Genomic DNA, 19182 nt, shown 5'->3' on the forward strand with positions numbered 1-19182 from the left:
TCACCGCGCCCCCCGTCTCAGTAGCCCCGCAGGTCGTCCACGGGCTGCGGCAGTTTCCTGCCCCCGCGGATGCGCAGCAATGTGCGTGTCACGACGTCCACGTCGTTGTCGAAGCTGCCGTGCGCGGGTGCCTGGGTGGCGATGGGCTGGCTGTCGGCGCCCACGGCCGTGGCGATGCGCTCGGCGTCCAGCACCGTGGTGCGCTTGGACAACCCTGCCTGCGCGGCCGCGGCGCGCCAGGCGGCCAGCGCCTCGCCGGTGTCCGAGGTGCCGTCCCAGCCGCTGTAGCCGGTGTCGTGGATGCGGTCCATGCCCAGGATGGGCAAGCGCAGGTCGGTCTCCAGCGCGTTGGAGACGAAGTACAGCAGCGACTTGCGGTACACGGCGCCCACGCTGTCCTTGCGCTCCACGCGGTCGGACAGCACGTCGATGTACAGCCGCTCCATCACATGCGCGTTGCGCGCGTAGCGCACGTTGGCGAAGGGCACGCTGCAGGCCGGCGCGTACAGGTGCACCGAGGCCAGTCTGTCGTGCAGGCCGGCGTCGCGTCCTTCGGCCTTGCGCCGCGCGAGCGCAGAGATCAGGTGGCCCAGCGCGATCGAGCCAGCCGAATGGCCGACCACGTGCAGCTCGAAGGCGTCGCCCCAGATGCTGGAGAGCGCCTGCAGCGCGTCGAGCAGCAGGTCGCCGCCGCGGCGCGGTGCGAAGGCCAGGTCGGCGTTCTCCTTCATCTCGCTCCAGATCGGCCGCGCGAGGGGACGGCCCACGGTCTTTTCCAGCAGCAGATCGGTCTTCTCGCTGATCCATTCGCCCAGGCCCGCACCGGCCAGGGCTGGCTCCTTCTGCCGGCTGTCCTGCAGGATGTTGGAGAGCGTCTCGAACAATCCGGTCTTCCAGACCAGGAACAGCGGGTAGCAGCCGTTGGCCACGAAGTAGCGGCCCATGGCGCTGGCGCGCTTGATGGCCGCGCCCTCGTCGTTGAGGCCGCCGTGCACGTAGAGCACCAGGCGCTTGGTCTTGTCCTTCTGCGCACGGAACCACTCGTCGGGCAACGTGGTGCACTGGTGCTGCAGCTTGCGCGGCTGCTCGTCCTGCGTGAGGTAGCGGCTCACGCGGCCGTCGTTGCCCAGCACCACGCTGTGCTGGTAGGCCAGGCCCTGGTCCCACCACTTGGTGCGGTCGGTGCCGGCCAGCGCGCCGGCCTGGCCGTGCGAGACGGCGAGCCGGCCCGCCACCACGCCCGGCACGCCCAGCGCCACCACCCAGGCGTCCATGCCGTTGGCCAGCCAGTCCAGGTAGCTGATCACGCCGAAGCCGCCCGCGCCCCAGTTGTCGCCCCAGGAGTTCTGCACGATGAAGCCGACGGCGTTGAAGCCCACCAGCGCGAAGGCATGCCCGCCGTCCTGCGAGGGCCGGCCGTCGAACGGAATCTCGGGCAGGTCGCCATGGTCCTGCGGCACCTGCTTGCGCGTGCGCACCTGGTTCCAGCCGTCGTGCGTGAAGGCCGAGACGAACACCGCCCAGTGCTGGTGGATGGCGGCCTGCATGTCGGTGATCGACTTGGTGTCGATGCGGTAGTACACGCCCAGCGTGTGCTGTACAGCGCGGTCGGCGAAGCCGTAGCGCGCGGGGTTGGCCTTGTCGGGCGCGTAAGGCCAGTCGCTTTCCAGGCACACGCCGTTGTTGAACCAGCCCTTGAGCGCGCCGCGGCAGGAGGAGCCGTCGTAGTTCTCGCCCTCGTACTCGTCGTGCCGGCGCGCCAGCGTGTAGAGCATGCGCGGGCTGACCGACTCCATCTGCACCGGGTTGCCGGCCTTGATCCAGCGCAGGTAGTTGACCACGCAGGCCAGGCCGAAGCCGGTGCAGGCGCCTTCCTGGCCCTGGTCCAGGATCAGGCCGGTGCCCGTGTAGCCGGGCAGGAAGCGGCTGATGTCCTGCGGCGTAGGCACCTGGTCGGGCAGCGTGATGGCAGCGGGCTGGAACTGGCGGTCGCGCAGGTCGGCCGCGTCCTTGCGGGTGTGCAGGTTGCGCGGCTTCTTGGGTACGGGCTGGATGGCGGCCAGCGCTGCGGTCTTGGCACCGGCGCGCTTGCCGCCGGCGGCGCGTGGCGGGGCCGGAGGCCAGACCGCGGCGGCGCGCTTGAACACGTCGGAGAAGCTCTCCAGCCCGTGCGATCCGCCGTTGACCAGGCGGCGCGCGGCGCGCAGGTCGCCGGCCGCCACGGCGGCGCGGAATTTGGTGGCCTTGTCGGCCAGGAACTGCGCCAGGATGACGGCCGCCACCTCGGGCGCGTTGGCGCGGTCGGGGAAGGCCACGAGGTCGATGCCGATGCGCTTGCCGTAGGTGGCGTAGTTGGCCTTGCCCGTGAGCTGCACGAAGCCGCGGCCGCGGTAGCGCTCGCCGTCGCCGCGCGCGCCGTTGCCGATGTCCTTGCGGGTGTCATAGAGAGAGAAGGGGGCACCGCCGGGCGGGGTGTTGTACTTGGAGGGCAGCTCGGCGATGGGCACGAAGCCCTCGGTCTCGGCCCGGATCGTGCCGAGCGCGCCGATCACCATGGCGGTGTCGGTGAGCTCCGCGGCGCCCAGGGCGGCCTCCACATAGGGCAGGTAGCGCGCGATGTTGGCCGGCCGCGTGGCCGGGAACAGCCGGCACACGTCGCCCACGTTGAGCGGCGGCTGCAGCGGCACGGGCGGCGCCAACTCCAGCAGCATCTGGCAGCGCGGACCGACGATGCCGTCGGCGATCAGGCCCACGCCGGATTGCCAGCGTCGGATGGCGGCGTCGAAGTCGTCGTCGATGGGGCTGCCGGGCGGCGCCGCCAACGAGGGGAAGGCCTTGGCGTCGGCGGCCAGCAGCGTGAACAGGGTGGCACGCAACAGGTCGACGTCGGAACCAGCGTCGCCCTTGGTCAGAAGATGCTTCATGGTTTGCCTCGCTCCGGTGGTGGATCGCGGCGCCTATCATCGCGTGCTTGTCCGACTTCCGCGCGTGTCCTGAGTCACCGCGCATTGACCAAAGTGATGAGCAAGCGCATCCGCATCAGCTCCGGCTCCACCTTCGAGGAGCAGATGGCCTATTCGCGTGCCGTGGTCGACGGCGAATGGGTCTTCGTGTCCGGCACCACGGGCTTCGACTACACGGCGATGACGATCACGGACGACATCGTGGCGCAGGCCGACCAGTGCTTTCGCAACATCGAAGCGGCGCTGCAGCAGGCCGGCAGCAGCCTCGCGGACGTGGTGCGCGTGACCTACGTGCTGCCCGACGCCAGCCTGTTCCCGCAGTGCTGGCCGGTCATGCGCCAGTACCTGGGCGAGGTCAAGCCCGCGGCCATGATGATCAGCGCCGGGCTGGCCGACCCGCGCATGAAGATCGAGATCGAGGTGACGGCGCGCAAGCAGGCGGCCTGAGCCGCGGCCTGCTCAGGCGTAATCCAGCGGCAGTGCCGTCGTGAACTTGATCTGCTCCATCGCGAAGCTGGAACTCACGTCGGCCAGCTCCACCTCGCGGATCAGCCGCTGGTAGACCGCGTCGTAGCCCTTGATGTCGGGTACGACCACGCGCAGCAGGTAGTCGATCTCTCCGCTCATGCGGTAGAACTCGACGATCTCGGGGATGGCCGTCACCACGGCCGTGAAGCGCTGCGCCCACTTCTCGTTGTGCTGGTTGGTGCGCACCGAGACGAACACCGTCACGCCCACGTTGAGCTTGGCCGGGTTCAGCAGGGCCACGCGCTGCTGGATGTAACCCTCGCGTTCGAGCCGCTGGATGCGGCGCCAGCAGGGCGTGGCCGACAGGTGCACGCGTTCGCTGATGTCCTGCAGCGAGGCCATGGCATTGGTCTGCAGCGCATCGAGGATGGCCTTGTCGATCTTGTCCAGAAGCGGGCGTGGTTCCATGGGTAAAAGTTTTCGAGAATCGGGCAATTTGGAGAATCGGATTTCACTGACGAGGCAATAAGCGCTGGATTTTGAACCCATGTTCTCCAGCATGGCCGGCAAAATTTTCGCCATGGAAATCTACCTCGACGCCAACGCCACCACGCCGGTGCTCGCGCAGGCCCGCAGCGCGGCGCTGGCCGCCATGTCCGAATTGTTCGGCAACCCCAGCAGCACCCACGGCGCAGGCCTGAAGGCCCGGACGCTGCTCGACGGTGTGCGCGCCAGCGCGCGCCGTGTGCTGGGCGTGCCCAGCGGCCGGCTGCTGTTCACGAGCGGCGCCACCGAGGGGATCCAGACGGCGGTGTTGTCGGTGCTGCGGGCGCTGCGCGACCGCCGCGACGCGGGACAGGCCATCCCTGCGCTGCTGCTCTACGGCGCCACCGAGCACAAGGCCGTGCCCGAGGCCATTCGCCACTGGAACGCGCTGCTGGGCCTTCACCTGCGCGTGCAGGCCATTCCTGTGGGCCTGGATGGGCGGCACGACCTGGCCTGGCTGCGCGGCCATGCCGCCCAGGCCGGCCTGGTGTGCACCATGGCCGCCAACAACGAGACCGGCGCCATCAGCGACCTGGACGGCATTGCCGAAGCGCTGGCCGGCAGCCCGGCCCTGTGGCTGGTCGACGGTGTGCAGGCCCTGGGCAAGCTGGACCTGCGCCTGCTGGCGCGCCGCATCGACTACGCGCCGTTCTCGGGCCACAAGCTTTACGCGCCCAAGGGCATCGGCCTGCTCTACGTGCGCGAGGGCGTGCCGTTCACGCCGCTGCAGGCCGGCGGTGGCCAGGAAAGCGGCCAGCGCGCCGGAACCGAGAACATGGCCGGCATCGCCGCGCTGGGCGCGGTGCTGCAGGCGCTGGAAGAAGGCGGGGTGTTCGCCGACCATGCCACGCTGCAGGCGCACCGCGCGCAGCTGGCCGATGCGCTGCGCGAGGCCTTCCCGGGCCTGGTGTTCAACGCGCCATTCGCCACCAGCCTGCCGACGACGCTCAATGTCGCGGTGCCGGGCGTCGCGGCGCAGGACCTGATCGCGCTGTTCGACGCGGCCGGCGTGCGCGTGAGCGGCGGCTCGGCCTGCGGCGCCGCGCGTGCCGAGCCCAGCTATGTGCTGCAGGCCATGGGCCTGCCGGACTGGCAGGCGGCCTCGGCCGTGCGCCTGTCCTTCGGTGCCGCCGACGGTGCGGCCTTCGTCCAGGACGCCTGCGCCCGCCTGCGTGCCTGCGGCGAGGAATGGCGTGCCGGCGCGGTGCCGGACGATGGCGCGCGTGCCGCGCTCGAGATGGATGCGCCGGCCGTGCGCCAGGCGCTGCAGGCGGCTTCGCGGCCTGTGGTCGTCGATGTGCGCGAGGCGGGCGAGCAGGGCGAGCAGCCGGCCACCGGTCTTGGCGCCGAGCAGGTGCCGCTGTCGGCGCTGGCCGATGCACTGCCGCGCTGGCGCGACCTGCCGGCCGCCACGCCCGTGATCTTCGTCTGCCGCAGCGGCCGGCGCAGCGCCCAGGCCGCGGCCGCGCTGCGCCGCCAGGGCCATGCCAATGCCTGGAGCCTGGCCGGCGGGCTGGCCCGGTGGACGGTGGCGTGAGCACCGCCGGGCCGCGCCAAGGTGCTCGGCGCTGCAGCGCGCAACGCGAGGACCCTCCAGGCACGGCGCAGGCCATGCACCGCGATGGCCCCTGGTCCGGTCCGGTTGACGGCCATGCCCACCATGCGCGGGCCGCCGCGCGTGGAAAATCCTTCCCCCTTGGCGCGCGCGCACCGCATGGGTTGGGAAAATTTCTGCTGAGATTTGTTCTTCAGTGAAAGGAAAAACCAACGTCATGCGCAGTCAAAAGCATGGCTTGCTCAATGGCATGGCGATTGCGTCAACCTGGTTTTTTCAATCTCACCGAGGAATCTTCATGCTGGATCTGCTCAAGAACGCGCGCCGCGCCGCCCCCGTCCTGGCCGCCTGCCTGGCGCTGGCCGCCGCCGGCGCCCAGGCCGAGACCAACTGGCCGACCAAGCCCGTCACGCTGATCATGGGTTTCCCGGCCGGCTCGGGCGTGGACGTCGTCGCGCGGGCGATCCAGGACCCGCTGTCCAAGTCGCTCGGCCAGCCCGTCATCATCGATTACAAGTCCGGCGCGGCCGGCAACATCGCCTCCGAGTACGTGGCGCGCGCCAAGGCCGACGGCTACACGCTGTCGTTCGGCACCGCGGCCACGCACGGCAGCAACGCCGCGCTGTACAAGAAGCTGCCCTTCGACGTGGAGGCCGACTTCGTGCCGGTGGCGCCTGTGCTCGACGTCTCCAACGTGCTGACCGTCAACCCCAGCGTGATGCCGGTCAAGACGCTCAAGGAATTCGTCGACCTGGTGAAGGCCAACCCGGGCAAGTACAACTACGCCTCCACCGGCAACGGTGCCGGCACCCACATGGCGTTCGCCGAACTGAACTCGCGCCTGGGCCTGGACATGGTCCACGTGCCCTACAAGGGCGGCCCCGAGGCGCTGACGGCCGTGGTGCGTGGCGAGACCTGCTGCATCATGAACCAGGTGCAGACCGTGCTGCCGCAGTACAAGGCCGGCACCGTGCGCCTGTTGGCCGTGACCACGGCCAAGCCCGTGGCGGCCGTCTCCGAGGTGCCCACCATCGCCGCCAGCGGCCTGCCCGGCACCAAGGGCTTCGACAGCTCGATCTGGTTCGGCGTGTTCGCGCCCAAGGGCACGGACCCGGCCATCGTCGACAAGCTCAACGCCGCCATCAGCGCAGCCGTGCAGCAACCGGATGTGCGTGCGCGTTTCGAGAGCCAGGGCAACAGCCTGCGCATCGAGTCGCCCGCGCAATTCAAGCAGACCGTGCACGACAACCGCACCAAGTGGGCCGAGGTCGTGAAGGCCGCCAACATCGAACTGAACTGATCCACCGACCACCCCCATGTCCACCGAAGCACCGACCACCCCGAACCCGAACGCCGGCCTGGCCGCGCTGGAGCAGCGCCTGGCGCAGGACCTGCTGTACCTGGGCCTGCCGCCGCGCGCCTGGGTGCCGCCGCGGACCGTGGACGGGCAGCCGGTGCTGGACGTGGTCGTCATCGGTGGGGGCCAGGCCGGCCTGGCCGCGGCCATCGGCCTGGCGCACCAGGGCATCGCCGCCGTGGTCCTGGACCGGGCCGAGGAGGGCTTCGAAGGCCCCTGGGCGACCACGGCACGCATGGAGACGCTGCGCTCGCCCAAGGAGCTGGTGGGCCCGGCCATGGGCCTGCCGGCGCTGACCTTCCGCGCCTGGTTCGTGGCGCAGTTCGGCCCCGGGGCCTGGGACGCGCTCGACAAGATCCCGCGCCTGCAGTGGATGGACTATCTGCGCTGGGTGCGCCGCGTGGCACGTGTGGACGTGCGCAACGGCACGGCCGTGACCGACATCGCACCGCGCGCCGACGGCCTGGTGCGCCTGGCACTGCGCACGGCCGCCGGCGAGGGCAGCCTGCTGGCGCGCCGCGTGGTCGTGGCCACCGGGCGCGACGGATTGGGCGGCCCGGCGCTGCCGGCTTTCCTGCAGGGCGTGCCGCGCGCGCTGTGGGCGCATTCGTCCGACCCCAACGACTACGCGCTGCTGCGCGGCAAGCGCGTGGCCGTGGTCGGCGCCGGCTCCTCGGCCATGGACAGCGCGGCGACCGCGCTGGAGATGGGCGCGGCCAGCGTGGACCTGTTGATCCGCCGCACCGACCTGCCGCGCGTGAACAAGAGCAAGGGCTCCATCGTGGCCGGCCTCACGCACGGCCACCACGATCTGCCCGACGCCGACAAATGGCGGCTGCGCCAGTACATCAACGCCACCCAGGTGCCGCCGCCGCGCGGCAGCACGCTGCGCGTGTCGCGCAACCCGAACGTGCGCTTCCTGCTGGGTTGCCCGGTGCAGGCCGTGCAGGCCCAGGGCGACGGCCTGGTCGTGCGCACGCCCAAGGGTGCGTTCGACTACGACTTCCTGATCGTCTCCACGGGCTTTGTGATCGACTGGAGCCGCCGGCCCGAGTTCGCGCACATCGCGCCGCACATCCGCACCTGGTCCGAGCGCTACCAGCCGCCCGCCGCGCTGCACGACCAGGAACTGGCCGACTCGCCCGTGCTGGGCCCGGCCTTCGAGTTCCAGGAGAAGACGCCCGGCAGCTGCCCTGGCCTCTCGCACGTGCACTGCTTCTGCTATCCGGCGACGCTGTCGCACGGCGCGCTGGCCGGCGACATCCCCAACATCAGCGACGGCGCGCGCCGGCTGGCCGCCGGCATCGCCAGCCACTTCTACCGCGAAGACTTCGAACAGCACTTCGCCAACCTGCAGGCCTACGCCGAGCCCGAACTGCTGGGCGACGAGTGGGTGCCTGCCGAATTCCCGGCCACCGTGCCGGCGTGATCCCTTCCGCTTCCCTCCGAAAGACAAGACCGACATGACCTCTTCCGAGACCCTGCCCGTGGACGTGATCGACCAGGCCGTGCCACTGGCCGCAGGCGATGCGCTGCACGCGCTGCGCCGCCAGCGCCCCAAGATCGTCGACGCCACGCAGGGCAGCTATGCCGGCATGTTCGCGCCCACGGTGGCCGGCGTGTCCGTGGTCGAGCGCCTGCTGATCGCGCTGCATGCCTGCCACCTGAGCGGCGCCGCGACGCTGGCCGACCACTACCGCGCGCGGCTGCAGGCCGAAGGTGCGGATGCGGCGCTGGTGGCCGCAGCCGAGGGCAAAGGGACCGCAGCCGATGCCCGCGTGGCCACGCTGCTGGCCTTCACGGCCAAGCTCATCGTGCGTCCCATCGAGGGCGACCGCAGCGCTGTGCAGTCGCTGGCGGATGCCGGCCTGGCGCCGGCCGCCGTCGTGGCCGTGGGCCAGCTGATCGCCTTCCTGTCCTACCAGATCCGCGTGGTCGCGGGCCTGCAGGCGCTGGCCGCGGCCGGCGGCGAAGGCCCTGCGACGGCGCAGCCGCCCGAGGCGCGCGGCGGCAGCACCGTTGCGAGCCCGATCCGCATCCGCGGCTTCACCAACGAGGTGCTGGACTGGACGCCCTGGGCCGAGCCCGTGCGCCTGGAGGAAGCCACGCCCGAGCAGATGGCCGCGCTGCACGAGATGAGCCCCACGGCCAAGGACCAGGCCTACTTCCGCCTGCTGGCGCACCAGCCGGAGATGCTGCTGCAGCGCTCGATCGCCTTCAACGCCATCATGTTCGCGCCGGGCGGCATGCCGCGGGCCGAGCGCGAACTGGGCGCCACGGTGGAGTCGCGCCTGAACGGCTGCGTCTACTGCGCCTCGGTGCACGCCCAGCGCTTCGAGCAGCTGGCCAAGCGCAACGACGTGATCGTGCAGCTGTTCGAAGACCCGGCCACGGCCGGCACCAGCGCGCGCGAGAAGGCCATCGTGCAGTTCTCGGCCAAGCATGGCCTGGCGCCGGCAGAAGTCGGAGCGGCCGACGTGCAGGCCCTGCGCGCGGCCGGCCTCACCGATGGCGAGACGCTGGACCTCGTGCACGCCGTGGCGCTGTTCGCCTGGGCCAACCGGCTCATGCTGAACCTGGGCGAACCCATCCACCAAGACGGCACCCTGGCCGAGAAAGCACGCCTGTGATCCGCTACACCGCAGAGCATTTCTGGGTCCGTCTCGAGGAAGGCGGCACGGCCGTGGCCGGCATCACGCGCCATGCGCAAGACACGCTGGGCGACATCGTCGTGGTCGACGTGACGGCCAGTGGCCGGCAGGCCGAGAACACCGTCATCGGCGTGGTCGAATCGGTCAAGACCGCCTCGGACCTGCACATGCCGCTGGACGCCGAGATCACCGAGGTCAACGCCGCGCTGGCCGACAACCCGGCCCTGGTCAACGAAGACCCGATGGGCGCGGGCTGGATGCTGCGCCTGGCGCACGTGGACGAGGCCCGCTTCGCGACACTGCTGGACGAAGCGGCCTACGACGCGTTCACAGGGGCCTGATCAGCCCAGCGCGGCTTCCACGGCCAGCGCCACGGCCGCGAGCCTGGCGTCGTCGCCGCGCACCGACGACAGCATCAGCCCGGCCGGCAGCTCGCCCGCCTCGTGGCAGGGCAGGCTGAACGCGCAGCCGTCCAGGAAGTTGATCGCGAAGGTGTTGCGCAGCAGCATGCCGTTGGCCTGGAAGAAGGCCTCGTCCGTGGCCAGCGATTCGATCGAAGGCGCGGCGATCGGCACCGTGGGGCACAGCAGCGCGTCGAAGCCCTGCAGCGCGCCCTCCATGCGCGCGATCCAGTCGGCGCGTCGGTGCTGCATGGTGATGTAGTCGGCCGCGCTCACGGTCATGCCCAGGTCGATGCGGGCGGCCACGCGGCTGTCGTAGTCGGCACGGTGTTCGGCGATGGTCGCGCGGTGCACGGCCGCGGCCTCGATCGGCGAGAAGCCGCCCGGCGCGTTGATCTGGGCGACCTCGGCCAGCTCTGCGAGTGTGATGTCCACGACCTGCGCGCCGGCTGCCGAGAGCTTGGACACGGCGCGCTGGAAGGCGCGTGCCGTGGGCCGGTCGATGCCGTCGAACATCAGCGTGCTCGGCACCGCCAGGCGCAGGCCCTGCAGCGGGCGCCGCCGCACCTGCGGCGGCGCATCGGCCAGTGCGGCATCGGCCACCAGGCAGTCTTCCACCGAGCGCGCCATGGCGCAGACCGTGTCCAGCGTCTGCGACAGCGGGAAGGCCCCCGTGCGTGGCGTGCGCGATTGCGTGCTCTTGAAGCCCACGATGCCGCACAGTGCGGCCGGGATGCGGATGGAGCCGCCCGTGTCCGAGCCCAGGCCGACGACGGCCAGGCCCAGCGCCACCGACACGGCCGCGCCCGAGGAGGAGCCGCCCGGGATGCGCGCGATGTCCGGGTCGGCCGGGTTGCGCGGCGTGCCGTGGTGCGGGTTGATGCCCACGCCCGAGAACGCGAACTCGGTCATGTTGGTCTTGCCGACGATGGCCGCGCCCTGCGCACGCAGGCGCTGCACGGCCACGCTGTCCTGCGCGGCGGGCGCGGCGCCGCGGCGCACGACCGAGCCGGCCATGGTGGTCTCGCCGGCCACGTCGTAGAGGTCCTTGATCGACACCGGCAGGCCGGCCAGCGGCGGCAGCTGCACGCCGGCCTTGCGCGCGGCATCGGCATGGCGGGCGGCGGCCAGCGCGGCGTCGGTGTAGAGCCGGGTGAACACATGTTCGGCCGAGGGGAGCTTGGCACCCTCCAGCGCCTGCGTGACGATGGCTTCGTGCGAGGCGTTGCCCGCGTCGAGCCGGGCGCGCATGGCGGCGATGACCGGCCGCGTCACGCAACGATCTCCAGCACGGAGACCGCATACCGGTGCACGATGCTGCGGTTCAGCCGCGGGTCGTGCAGCGTGATCTCCATCTCGGCGGCCGGGCGGATCGCCTCGCCCTTCGCGTTGGGCAGCGCGCCCAGGGTTCCACAGGTCATGATGCTTCCTTCATCGGGGACTGCATCGTAAATGCCATCGCGCAGGCCCGCGAGCGGGCGGATGGTGGCCAGGGTTCCCTTCTGGTAGTCGAGCCATTGCCCGTCCTCCAGGATGCGCGAGGACAGCTGCAGTTCGTCCTGGTAGGCCGCCACGTCGGACCATCGCCAGGCGGCCGTGGCGACGGGCTTGGCACACAGCTGCTTGGAGACGGCCACCGAGTAGGTCTCGACATGGCGGTCGGTGTGGTCCGAGCCCACGGTCAGCCACCACTCGCCATCCGCGAAGAACAGCGTGGGCTCGGCCTCGCCCGAGCTCTGCGCGCCCAGGGCTTCGATCTGCGCGGCCTGGGTCAGCAGCGCGGCTCCCATGCGGTAGTACAGCGGCACGCTGGAGGGCGGCGGCACGCCCAGGGCCTGCAGCTCCTCGATGTGGTGCTGGATGGCGGCGGCGTTGCGGCCGGTCCAGCCGGCGACGATCAGGCGGCGCGGCACGAAGGGCAGCACGCGGGTGGAGCGCACGCCGTCGGCGGCCACGGATTCGCAGGCGAAATGGAGGGTGTTGGTCATGGTGAGGAACGCAGGGTTTACATCGCGACGCCGGGCAGCCAGAGCGCGATGGCCGGGAACACCATCAGCACGACGATGGCCAGCATGTAGACGAGCATGAAGGGCATGACGCCGGAGAACACGTCGGTGATGGGCCCCGGCTGGCGCCGCATGCCCTGCAGCACGTACAGCACGGTGCCGTCGGGCGGGCTGATCATGGCGATCTCCACCAGCATGGTGATGACCACGCCGAACCAGATCGGGTCGTAGCCCAGGGCCGTGACGACCGGGAACACCAGCGGGATCGTGGTGATGACCATGGCCATGCCTTCCATGAAGGTGCCCATGGCGATGTAGAAGCCGATGATCACCAGCATCACCACCCAGCCCGGGAACGGCAGCTCGGTCAGGAACTTGGCCAGCATCTGCGGGATGCCCAGCGACGACAGGATGTAGTTCAGGAAGTAGGCCCCGAACAGGATCAGCGCGATCATGGACGTGGTGCGCGCCGTGGCGTGCATCGACTCGGCCAGCATCTTCCATTGGAGCTTGCGGTCCACCAGCGCCAGCACCAGGCTGCCGGCCACGCCGAGTGCGGCCGACTCCGTGGGCGTGGCCCAGCCCGCATAGATGGTGCCCAGCACCAGCGCGATCAACAGTGCCGTGGGCACCAGGTCCGACAGGCTGGCGACGCGTTGGGCGGCCGTGGGCTTGGCGCCGCCGGCGTCGCCGTGCAGCTTGAGCTTCCAGCTGTAGTACAGGATCACCGCGATGAACAGCGCGATCACCAGGATGCTGGGGCCCACCGCGGCCAGGTACAGCGCGCCCACCGAGGTCTCGGTCAGCAGGCCATAGATGATGAAGGTGATGCCGGGCGGGATCAGGTTTCCGAGGGCGCCGCCGGCCGCCAGCGAGCCCAGCACCAGCTTGGGTGGGTAGTGGCTCTTCTCGAAGTAAGGCAGCGCCACCGAGCCCATGGTCGCGGCCGTGGCCACGCTGGAGCCGGCCACGGCCGAGAACACGCCGCAGGACACGATGTTGGTGTGCAGCAGCCCGCCGGGCAGCCGGCCCATCCAGACGTTCATCGCGCGGTACAGGCGCTCGGACAGGCCTGCGCGGAGCATGATCTCGCCCATCAGCAGGAACAGCGGCACCGAGACCAGCACGAAGTTGGTCGAGGGGTTCCAGATCATCTCGCCGATGAAGTTCCAGAACGGCCGGTCCGACAGGCCGAAGCCGGCCAAGAGCGACAGCAGCGCGAGCGCGGCGCCCACGTAGATGCCACCGGCGAAAAAGCCGATGAAGGCCGCCAGCACGCTGGCCAGCGCCCACCAGGGCACGGCGGCCGCGGTCGAGGCGGGCACCTGCACGCCGAACAGCGAGGCGCCGCCGATGAGCAGGCCGATGGCGACGATGAAGACGATGGCGATCATGCGGGCACCTTGGCGGTGGTGTTCTTGTGGGGGGCGGAAGCGGAACCGTCCATGCCCTGCTGGGCCTCGGCCACCGCGTCCAGCGTCTCGGCCGCCTCGTCGATGTAGGTGCGTGCCATCAGCATGCGGTCCATGCCGTCGGCGTCACCACGGGCCAGTTGGCCCACGGCGCGCGCGGCCATGGCCAGCACCGCCAGCAGCAGCAAGGCCAGGCCCGCGGCCCACAGGCCCTGCGGAAGCACCAGCGGCGTGTGCAGCGCCGACAGGTCGGTGGAGCCGAAGTCGTACGAGTCCTTGGCCAGCGAGAACGCGCCGTAGACGAAGAAGGCAGTGGCCACCAGCAGTGCGGCCAGCGAGGCCAGGTGCAGCCAGACGCGGACCTTGAGCGGGAGCTTTTGCACCAGCACGTCGATGCGCACATGGCCGCGCTCGAACAGCGTGCCGGCCAGGCCCCAGCTCATGCCGACCGCCATCAGGTAGCCGGTCAGCTCGGCCGTGGCCTCTGACGAGAAGCCCAGCAGCCGTCGGGCCACGATGTCGAAGCAGATCAGGGCGGTGATCAAGAGGTAGCACCAGCCGGCGACGGTCATCGCGCGGCGGCTCAGCCATTCGAGCGCGCGGAACATGGTCTTACTTCGCCGCGCCGTACTTGATGCCCGTGATGGGCGCGATCACGTCGTTGTAGACGCCTTCGCAGCGGCCACCGCAACGCTTGATCCAGCCCGGCAACACCTCGCCGGCTAGGTGCTGTTGCAGCGAGGCGGCGACGTTGGCAGCGGGCTTCACTTCGGCCATGGGCTTCTTCATGAGCGCGTGCATCTTGCAGCCCTCGGCGCGGCCGACGTTGCAGGCGATGCCGTCCTCGGTGGCTTCCACGCCCAGCGTCCACTGCGCTTCCTGCACTTCGGCGAAGGTCTTCTCGAACTGCGTGCGGATGGCCGGGTCGAGCTTGTTCCACCAGGAGAGGTTCACGAAGTAGCCGGCCGTGGACCAGGACACGGGCATGGTGTAGAGGTGCGTCGTGACTTCGGGCCACTTGACGCCGTTGCCCGAGCCAGAGCCCGTGATGCCGCAGTCCACGGTGCCGCGCTCCAGCGCCGTGTAGACCTCGCCGAAGGCCAGCGAGACCGGCTGGCCGCCGTAGGACTTGATCAGGTCGGAGGCCGAGGGGCCGTTGGTGCGTACCTTGAGGCCCTTCAAGTCTTCCAGGCCCGTGATGGGCTTGCGGCAGAACAGCATCTGGCCCGAGAACGGGTAGGTGGCGACGAGCTTGATGCCCAGGCGTTCGAGTTCCTTGTTGGCCACCGGCACCATGGCGTCGGCCACCTTGCGGGCCTGCTTGATGTCGATGTTCATGCCGGCCAGGTCCACGCCGTCCAGCATCGGCACGTCGCCCGAGACCGTGGTCAGCGGGCCCGCCGCGATGTCGACCTGGCCCGAGCGCACCAGGCGCAGCACCTCGGGGCCGTTGACGTTGCGCTCGGGCCAGGACGACAGCGTGATCTCCACGCGGCCGCCCGTGGCCTTGGCCATGCCGTCGCGCAGCATCGGCTGGTCGACCTTGGTGTACTGCGGCAGGTTGGGCGCGACCTGGGTGATGGCCTGCACGGCGATCTTCGGTTGGGCCGCGGCCAGCGTGGCGGTCAGGGCGAGCGTGGCGGCGCAGAGAAGTTTGAACGGGGCTTGCATGGGCGCTCCTTGGAAGATGGGGACAGGGGGATCAGAAACTGGCGATGCGGTGGTTCAGCAGGTCGGTCACGAGCATGCAGCCGGGCGCGTGCGTGATGCAGAAAGCGGGCCGGGCCGCCATCACCACGGATTGCGGTGTCACGCCGCAGGCCCAGAACACCGGCAACTCGTCGTCGGCCACGGCGACGGGGTCGCCGAAATCGGGGCGGGCCAGGTCGTCGATGCCGATCAGGGCCGGGTCGCCGATGTGGACGGGCGCACCGTGCACCTGCGGAAAGCGCGAGGTGACCTGCACGGCGCGGATGGCGTCAAGCGCTTTCATGGGGCGCATCGACACCACCAGCGGGCCGTGGAGCTGGCCGGCAGGCTGCGTCGGAAGGCTGGTGCGGTACATGGCCACGTTGCGGCCTTCGGCCACGTGGCGCAGCGGCACGCCGGCCTCCAGCAGCGCCTCCTCGAACGAGAACGAGCAGCCGATCGCGAAGCCGACGAGGTCGTCCCGCCACAGCGCTGTGATGTCGTCCACCTCCTCCACGAGCACGCCGTCGTGCCAGATGCGGTAGCGCGGCAGGTCGCTGCGCAGGTCCAGGCCTTCGCCCAGCGTGGGCAGCAGCGGGTCGCCGGGTTCGCCCACTGCGAGCAGCGGGCAGGGCTTGGGGTTGCGTTGGCAAAAGCGCAGGAAGTCGTCGGCCTGTGCGCGCGGCAGGATGGCCAGGTTGGCCTGCACATGGCCAGGTGCCATGCCGGCGGTGTGGCCGTTGTAGGCGCCTGTGCGCATCAGCTGGCGCGCGGCGCGGCCGTCGGGGGCGCGGTGGGCGAGGTCGGAGCGGGGAGTGGCCATGTCAGTAGTAGCTGATTTCGAACAGCACGCAACCCTTGCGTGTCGTGAAGGGCCCGTGCAGCGCGCCCGGCGGCCGGCAGGCGAAGGTGTAGGCGCCGAATGTCTCGCCGCCCTGGCCCTCGGCATCGCAGCCCACCACGAAGTCGCCCTCGACGATGAAGACCTCCTCGTGGAAGTCGTGCACGACCGGGCGGTCGATCAGCGCGCCGGCCGACCAGCGGGCCAGCCGCGTGCGCGAGCCGGTGCCGGTGGCGGGGTCGAGGTTGTCGGCCAGCACGATCTCCTCGATGCGGCCGGCCGTGGCGGGAACGGGCTGCCAGGCCGCATCGCTGCGGTCGATGGCGAAGAACTCGCGGTGCAGTTTGGGCAGGGTGATTTGGCTGGGGGAGGGCATGGGGGCGCAGTGTTGTCGTGCCCCCGACCCCGGTCAAACGGGAAATTCTTGTGCCGGTCCAACAGATTTGCTGATGGCACTGCGCTGGCGCAGGCAGCGCCCCAGGCTGGGGATCGGCATGCCCCGCCGGGGTGCGGAAAAGTCCCCGTGCCGGGCGGGTTCAGTTCGCGAGGATGTCCGGGCGGCTCGCCGCGACGAAGTCGTCGCTGGCCGATTGCGCCATCGCCACCAGCGCCTCGGCCATGGGCGAGGCCGGCTCCATGCGGAAGCTGGCGACCACCGGCAGCGGAATCGGCCGGGGTTCCACGTCGAGCAGCACCAGGCGGCCCTGTTCCAGGTCCTGCTGGATCGCGCCGATGGGCAGCAGCGCCGCGCCGAAGCCCGAACGGGCCATGTCCACCATGGCGCCCAGCGAGGAAAAGTAGCTCACGCGCAGGTTGGCCACACCGGCCGTGTTCTGCGCAATGTTGCGGTACACGCTGGATTCGCGGTGGAACGAGATGATGGGGTGCTGCGCGATGTCGGCGAACGAGAGCTGCGTGCGTGTCGGAAAGCTCAGCGCCCGTGCCGGGCTGGCGGCCCAGCCCATTGCGAAGTTGGCCAGCCGCCGGTTGTCGATGAAGCCCTGCGTGATCTCTTCCGACAGGATGGCGCAGTCCAGCGTGCCACGCAGCAGTTCGTCGCGCAGCCTCGGGGTGATGTCGGAGATCAGCTCCAGCGTGGCATTGGGGTAGCGCTCGGCAAAGCGCGAGAGCAGCGCGGGCAGCCAGGTGTGCGCGATGGTCTCGATCACGCCGATGCGCAGCATGCCCGCGAAGGTCTCGGGCTGGCCCATGGCGGCCATCATGCGGGCCTGCAGCTCGATCATGCGCTCGGCATGCGGCATCAATTCGGTGCCGTGCCGGTTCAGCATCACGCCGCGGTGTTCGCGCTCGAACAGCCGCACGCCGAACTGCTCTTCCAGCGTGGCGATGCGGCTGGAGATGCCGGCCTGCGTGGTGTGCAGCTTCTCGGCTGCGGCCTTGAAGCTGCCGAGCCTGGCCACCCAGACGAAGGCTTCGAGGAAACGCACGTTCATGGCGGCGGTGTGGGCTGGGCGAAGGAGGGGTGGCCGAGCTTAGCGGATGCGCCACGCAGCGCGTTGGCACATCACTTGCATCTCATCATGTACACATGATTGGATGCCTCAAAGTGGTGCAACTCAAGATGCCTTCCCCTGCTTCCGACGCCTGGCCCGAGAACGCCTGGATCTCGCGCGCCGGCCAGCCCGTGCAGACCGTCACCAGCGGCCCGCTGGCCGGCCTGGCGTTCGCGGCCAAGGACAACATCGACGCAGCCGGCTTCGCCACCACGGCCGCCTGTCCGGCCTTCGCCTTTGAGCCCGCGCAGCACGCCAGCGTGGTGCAGCGCCTGCTCGATGCCGGTGCGGCCCTGCTGGGCAAGACCAACCTGGACCAGTTCGCCTGCGGCCTGAACGGCACGCGCTCACCCTATGGTCCGGTGCCGAATGCGGTCAACCCCGCCTATGTGTCGGGCGGCTCCAGCTCGGGCTCGGCCTACGTGGTGGCCACGGGCGAGGCCGACTTCGCGCTGGGCACCGACACGGCCGGCTCGGGCCGCGTGCCGGCGGGCCTCAACAACATCGTCGGCATCAAGCCCAGCAAGGGCCTCATCAGCGCACGCGGCGTGGTGCCGGCCGCGCAGAGCGTGGACTGCGTCTCCATCTTCGCGCGCACCGTGGATGTGGCGGCCCGCGTGCTGGCCGTGGCCCAGGGCTACGACGCCGAGGACCCCTATGCGCGCCGTTTGCAGATGGCCACCACGCCGCTGCCGGCCGCGTTCCGCTTCGGCGTGCCGACGCCGCTGGAGTTCTGCGGCGACGCGCAGGCGGAGCAGGCCTTCGCCCAGGCCATCGAACGTCTGCGCGCACTGGGCGGCACGCCCGTGGACATCGACTACGCACCGCTGGCCGGCGCCGCCGCCTTGCTCTACGAGAGCGCGCTCGTGGCCGAGCGCTACGCCGCCGTGCGCCCCTTCGTCGATGCGCACCCGGACGAGATCGTCGAGCCCGTGCGCAGCATCCTCCTGGCCGGCAAGGGCTACAGCGCGGCCGACCTCGTGGACGCCCAGACCCGGCTGCGCGCCTTCGGCCAGCAGGCCGCTGCGATGTGGCAGGGCATCGACGTGCTGCTGGTGCCCACCGCGCCCACGCACTACACCGTGGCGCAGATGCAGGCCGACCCGGTGGCGCTGAACCGCAACCTGGGCGCCTACACCAACTTCGTCAATTTGCTGGACTACGCCGCCATCTCGGTGCCCAGCAGCCTGCGGCCCGACGGCCTGCCCTTCGGCATCACGCTGATCGGCCCGGCAGGCAGCGACTGGCAGCTGGCCGAGCTGGGCCAGCGCTACCACCATGCCACCGGGCTCACGCTGGGCGCAACCGGCCAGCCCTTGCCGGCGCCCGCGCCCATCGCCGCGCTGCAACCGGCCGCGACCGTGGACGTGGTCGTCGTCGGCGCCCACCTGTCGGGCCTGCCGCTCAACGGCCAGCTGACCGAGCGCGGCGCAGTGCTGCTGCGCGCCGACGAGACCGCGCCCGACTACCGGCTGTTCGCCTTGCCCGGCACGGTGCCACCCAAGCCCGGCCTGTTGCGCGTGGCGCCGGGCCGCGGCGCGCGCATCGCGGTCGAGGTCTGGCGCATGCCGGCCACGGCCTACGGCAGCTTCGTCGCACTGATCCCGCCGCCGCTGGGCATCGGCACGCTGCTGCTCGCCGACGGCAGCCAGGCCCAGGGCTTCGTCTGCGAACCCCTGGCGCTGGAAGGCGCGCAGGACATCAGCCACTTCGGCGGCTGGCGCGCATTCCTGCGCGACCGCGCCGCCGCTTCCTGACCCCTTGATCCACCGCCTTTGC

17 protein-coding genes are annotated in these 19182 nt (G+C 70.4%); 7 read left to right on the plus strand and 10 right to left on the minus strand.

Translation table 11 applies throughout. The features are described 5' to 3' along the window. Positions 1 to 17: 17 nt before the first annotated feature. Positions 18 to 2924: a C1 family peptidase gene (locus ASF45_RS28260; protein WP_056671454.1), complete on the minus strand. Its 2907-nt coding sequence runs from the start codon at positions 2922 to 2924 to the stop codon at positions 18 to 20. Positions 2925 to 3020: 96 nt separating this feature from the next. On the opposite strand from ASF45_RS28260, the gene ASF45_RS28265 reads away from it, so the two are divergent. Further along, positions 3021 to 3410: a RidA family protein gene (locus ASF45_RS28265; RefSeq protein ID WP_056671456.1), complete on the plus strand. Its 390-nt coding sequence runs from the start codon at positions 3021 to 3023 to the stop codon at positions 3408 to 3410. A gap of 12 nt (positions 3411 to 3422) precedes the next feature. On the opposite strand, the gene ASF45_RS28270 is transcribed toward ASF45_RS28265, so the two are convergent. After that, positions 3423 to 3881, minus strand: a complete 459-nt coding sequence (locus ASF45_RS28270) for an Lrp/AsnC family transcriptional regulator (protein ID WP_056671835.1) — start codon at positions 3879 to 3881, stop codon at positions 3423 to 3425. Between the two features lie 130 nt (positions 3882 to 4011). Here ASF45_RS28270 and ASF45_RS28275 point away from each other — a divergent pair, with 130 nt between their 5' ends. From ASF45_RS28275 to gcvH, 5 genes are all read left to right on the plus strand, one after another. Then, positions 4012 to 5514 carry an aminotransferase class V-fold PLP-dependent enzyme gene (locus ASF45_RS28275; protein WP_056671838.1) on the plus strand — a complete coding sequence of 501 codons (1503 nt, stop codon included), beginning with the start codon at positions 4012 to 4014 and terminating at the stop codon, positions 5512 to 5514. A 316-nt stretch (positions 5515 to 5830) separates the two neighbouring features. Next, entirely contained in the window at positions 5831 to 6832 is a 1002-nt protein-coding gene (locus ASF45_RS28280) for a tripartite tricarboxylate transporter substrate binding protein (protein WP_056671458.1), read from the plus strand. 16 nt (positions 6833 to 6848) lie between these two features. Beyond that, complete coding sequence (locus ASF45_RS28285) at positions 6849 to 8318, plus strand: NAD(P)/FAD-dependent oxidoreductase (RefSeq protein WP_056671460.1); 1470 nt, start codon at positions 6849 to 6851, stop codon at positions 8316 to 8318. A gap of 34 nt (positions 8319 to 8352) precedes the next feature. Then, positions 8353 to 9519, plus strand: coding sequence for a peroxidase-related enzyme (locus tag ASF45_RS34840; protein ID WP_082551329.1), 1167 nt, complete (start codon positions 8353 to 8355; stop codon positions 9517 to 9519). Beyond that, positions 9516 to 9881, plus strand: a complete 366-nt coding sequence (gcvH, locus tag ASF45_RS28295; protein ID WP_056671462.1) for a glycine cleavage system protein GcvH — start codon at positions 9516 to 9518, stop codon at positions 9879 to 9881. The genes ASF45_RS34840 and gcvH overlap by 4 nt, the downstream gene beginning before the upstream one ends. Here the strand turns inward: gcvH and ASF45_RS28300 are convergent, their stop codons facing one another. The 8 genes from ASF45_RS28300 to ASF45_RS28335 form a co-directional block, all read right to left on the minus strand. Beyond that, the gene (locus ASF45_RS28300) at positions 9882 to 11216 is read right to left on the minus strand and encodes an amidase (protein ID WP_255357812.1); all 1335 of its coding nucleotides are present in this window, start codon (positions 11214 to 11216) and stop codon (positions 9882 to 9884) included. Then, positions 11213 to 11929: a DUF2848 family protein gene (locus ASF45_RS28305; protein ID WP_082551330.1), complete on the minus strand. Its 717-nt coding sequence runs from the start codon at positions 11927 to 11929 to the stop codon at positions 11213 to 11215. Before ASF45_RS28305 ends, ASF45_RS28300 begins: the two co-directional genes overlap by 4 nt. A gap of 17 nt (positions 11930 to 11946) precedes the next feature. Next, positions 11947 to 13341, minus strand: a complete 1395-nt coding sequence (locus tag ASF45_RS28310) for a TRAP transporter large permease (RefSeq protein WP_056671464.1) — start codon at positions 13339 to 13341, stop codon at positions 11947 to 11949. Next, the gene (locus ASF45_RS28315; RefSeq protein WP_056671466.1) at positions 13338 to 13967 is read right to left on the minus strand and encodes a TRAP transporter small permease subunit; all 630 of its coding nucleotides are present in this window, start codon (positions 13965 to 13967) and stop codon (positions 13338 to 13340) included. The genes ASF45_RS28310 and ASF45_RS28315 overlap by 4 nt, the downstream gene beginning before the upstream one ends. Positions 13968 to 13971: 4 nt before the next feature. Then, on the minus strand, positions 13972 to 15030 hold the full coding sequence (locus ASF45_RS28320) for a TRAP transporter substrate-binding protein (protein ID WP_056671468.1): 1059 nt from the start codon (positions 15028 to 15030) through the stop codon (positions 13972 to 13974). Positions 15031 to 15061: 31 nt separating this feature from the next. Next, complete coding sequence (locus ASF45_RS28325; RefSeq protein ID WP_082551331.1) at positions 15062 to 15871, minus strand: putative hydro-lyase; 810 nt, start codon at positions 15869 to 15871, stop codon at positions 15062 to 15064. 1 nt (position 15872) lies between these two features. Then, complete coding sequence (locus tag ASF45_RS28330; protein ID WP_235581057.1) at positions 15873 to 16265, minus strand: cupin; 393 nt, start codon at positions 16263 to 16265, stop codon at positions 15873 to 15875. A 160-nt stretch (positions 16266 to 16425) separates the two neighbouring features. Next, the gene (locus ASF45_RS28335) at positions 16426 to 17343 is read right to left on the minus strand and encodes a LysR family transcriptional regulator (RefSeq protein WP_056671470.1); all 918 of its coding nucleotides are present in this window, start codon (positions 17341 to 17343) and stop codon (positions 16426 to 16428) included. 128 nt (positions 17344 to 17471) lie between these two features. Between ASF45_RS28335 and atzF the strand changes: the two genes are divergently transcribed. Next, the gene (gene atzF / locus ASF45_RS28340) at positions 17472 to 19160 is read left to right on the plus strand and encodes an allophanate hydrolase (RefSeq protein ID WP_056671856.1); all 1689 of its coding nucleotides are present in this window, start codon (positions 17472 to 17474) and stop codon (positions 19158 to 19160) included. Positions 19161 to 19182 lie beyond the last annotated feature (22 nt).

Source organism: Pseudorhodoferax sp. Leaf265 (genome assembly GCF_001422365.1).
Taxonomy (GTDB): domain Bacteria; phylum Pseudomonadota; class Gammaproteobacteria; order Burkholderiales; family Burkholderiaceae_C; genus Pseudorhodoferax.

Coding starts and splice junctions, on each gene's coding strand:
- ASF45_RS28260 (WP_056671454.1), bottom strand. CDS start 2,924: ATGAAGCATCTTCTGACCAAGGGCGACGCTGGTTCCGACGTCGACCTG.
- ASF45_RS28265 (WP_056671456.1), top strand. CDS start 3,021: ATGAGCAAGCGCATCCGCATCAGCTCCGGCTCCACCTTCGAGGAGCAG.
- ASF45_RS28275 (WP_056671838.1), top strand. CDS start 4,012: ATGGAAATCTACCTCGACGCCAACGCCACCACGCCGGTGCTCGCGCAG.
- ASF45_RS28280 (WP_056671458.1), top strand. CDS start 5,831: ATGCTGGATCTGCTCAAGAACGCGCGCCGCGCCGCCCCCGTCCTGGCC.
- ASF45_RS28285 (WP_056671460.1), top strand. CDS start 6,849: ATGTCCACCGAAGCACCGACCACCCCGAACCCGAACGCCGGCCTGGCC.
- ASF45_RS34840 (WP_082551329.1), top strand. CDS start 8,353: ATGACCTCTTCCGAGACCCTGCCCGTGGACGTGATCGACCAGGCCGTG.
- ASF45_RS28305 (WP_082551330.1), bottom strand. CDS start 11,929: ATGACCAACACCCTCCATTTCGCCTGCGAATCCGTGGCCGCCGACGGC.
- ASF45_RS28310 (WP_056671464.1), bottom strand. CDS start 13,341: ATGATCGCCATCGTCTTCATCGTCGCCATCGGCCTGCTCATCGGCGGC.
- ASF45_RS28315 (WP_056671466.1), bottom strand. CDS start 13,967: ATGTTCCGCGCGCTCGAATGGCTGAGCCGCCGCGCGATGACCGTCGCC.
- ASF45_RS28320 (WP_056671468.1), bottom strand. CDS start 15,030: ATGCAAGCCCCGTTCAAACTTCTCTGCGCCGCCACGCTCGCCCTGACC.
- ASF45_RS28325 (WP_082551331.1), bottom strand. CDS start 15,871: ATGGCCACTCCCCGCTCCGACCTCGCCCACCGCGCCCCCGACGGCCGC.
- ASF45_RS28330 (WP_235581057.1), bottom strand. CDS start 16,265: ATGCCCTCCCCCAGCCAAATCACCCTGCCCAAACTGCACCGCGAGTTC.
- ASF45_RS28335 (WP_056671470.1), bottom strand. CDS start 17,343: ATGAACGTGCGTTTCCTCGAAGCCTTCGTCTGGGTGGCCAGGCTCGGC.
- atzF (WP_056671856.1), top strand. CDS start 17,472: ATGCCTTCCCCTGCTTCCGACGCCTGGCCCGAGAACGCCTGGATCTCG.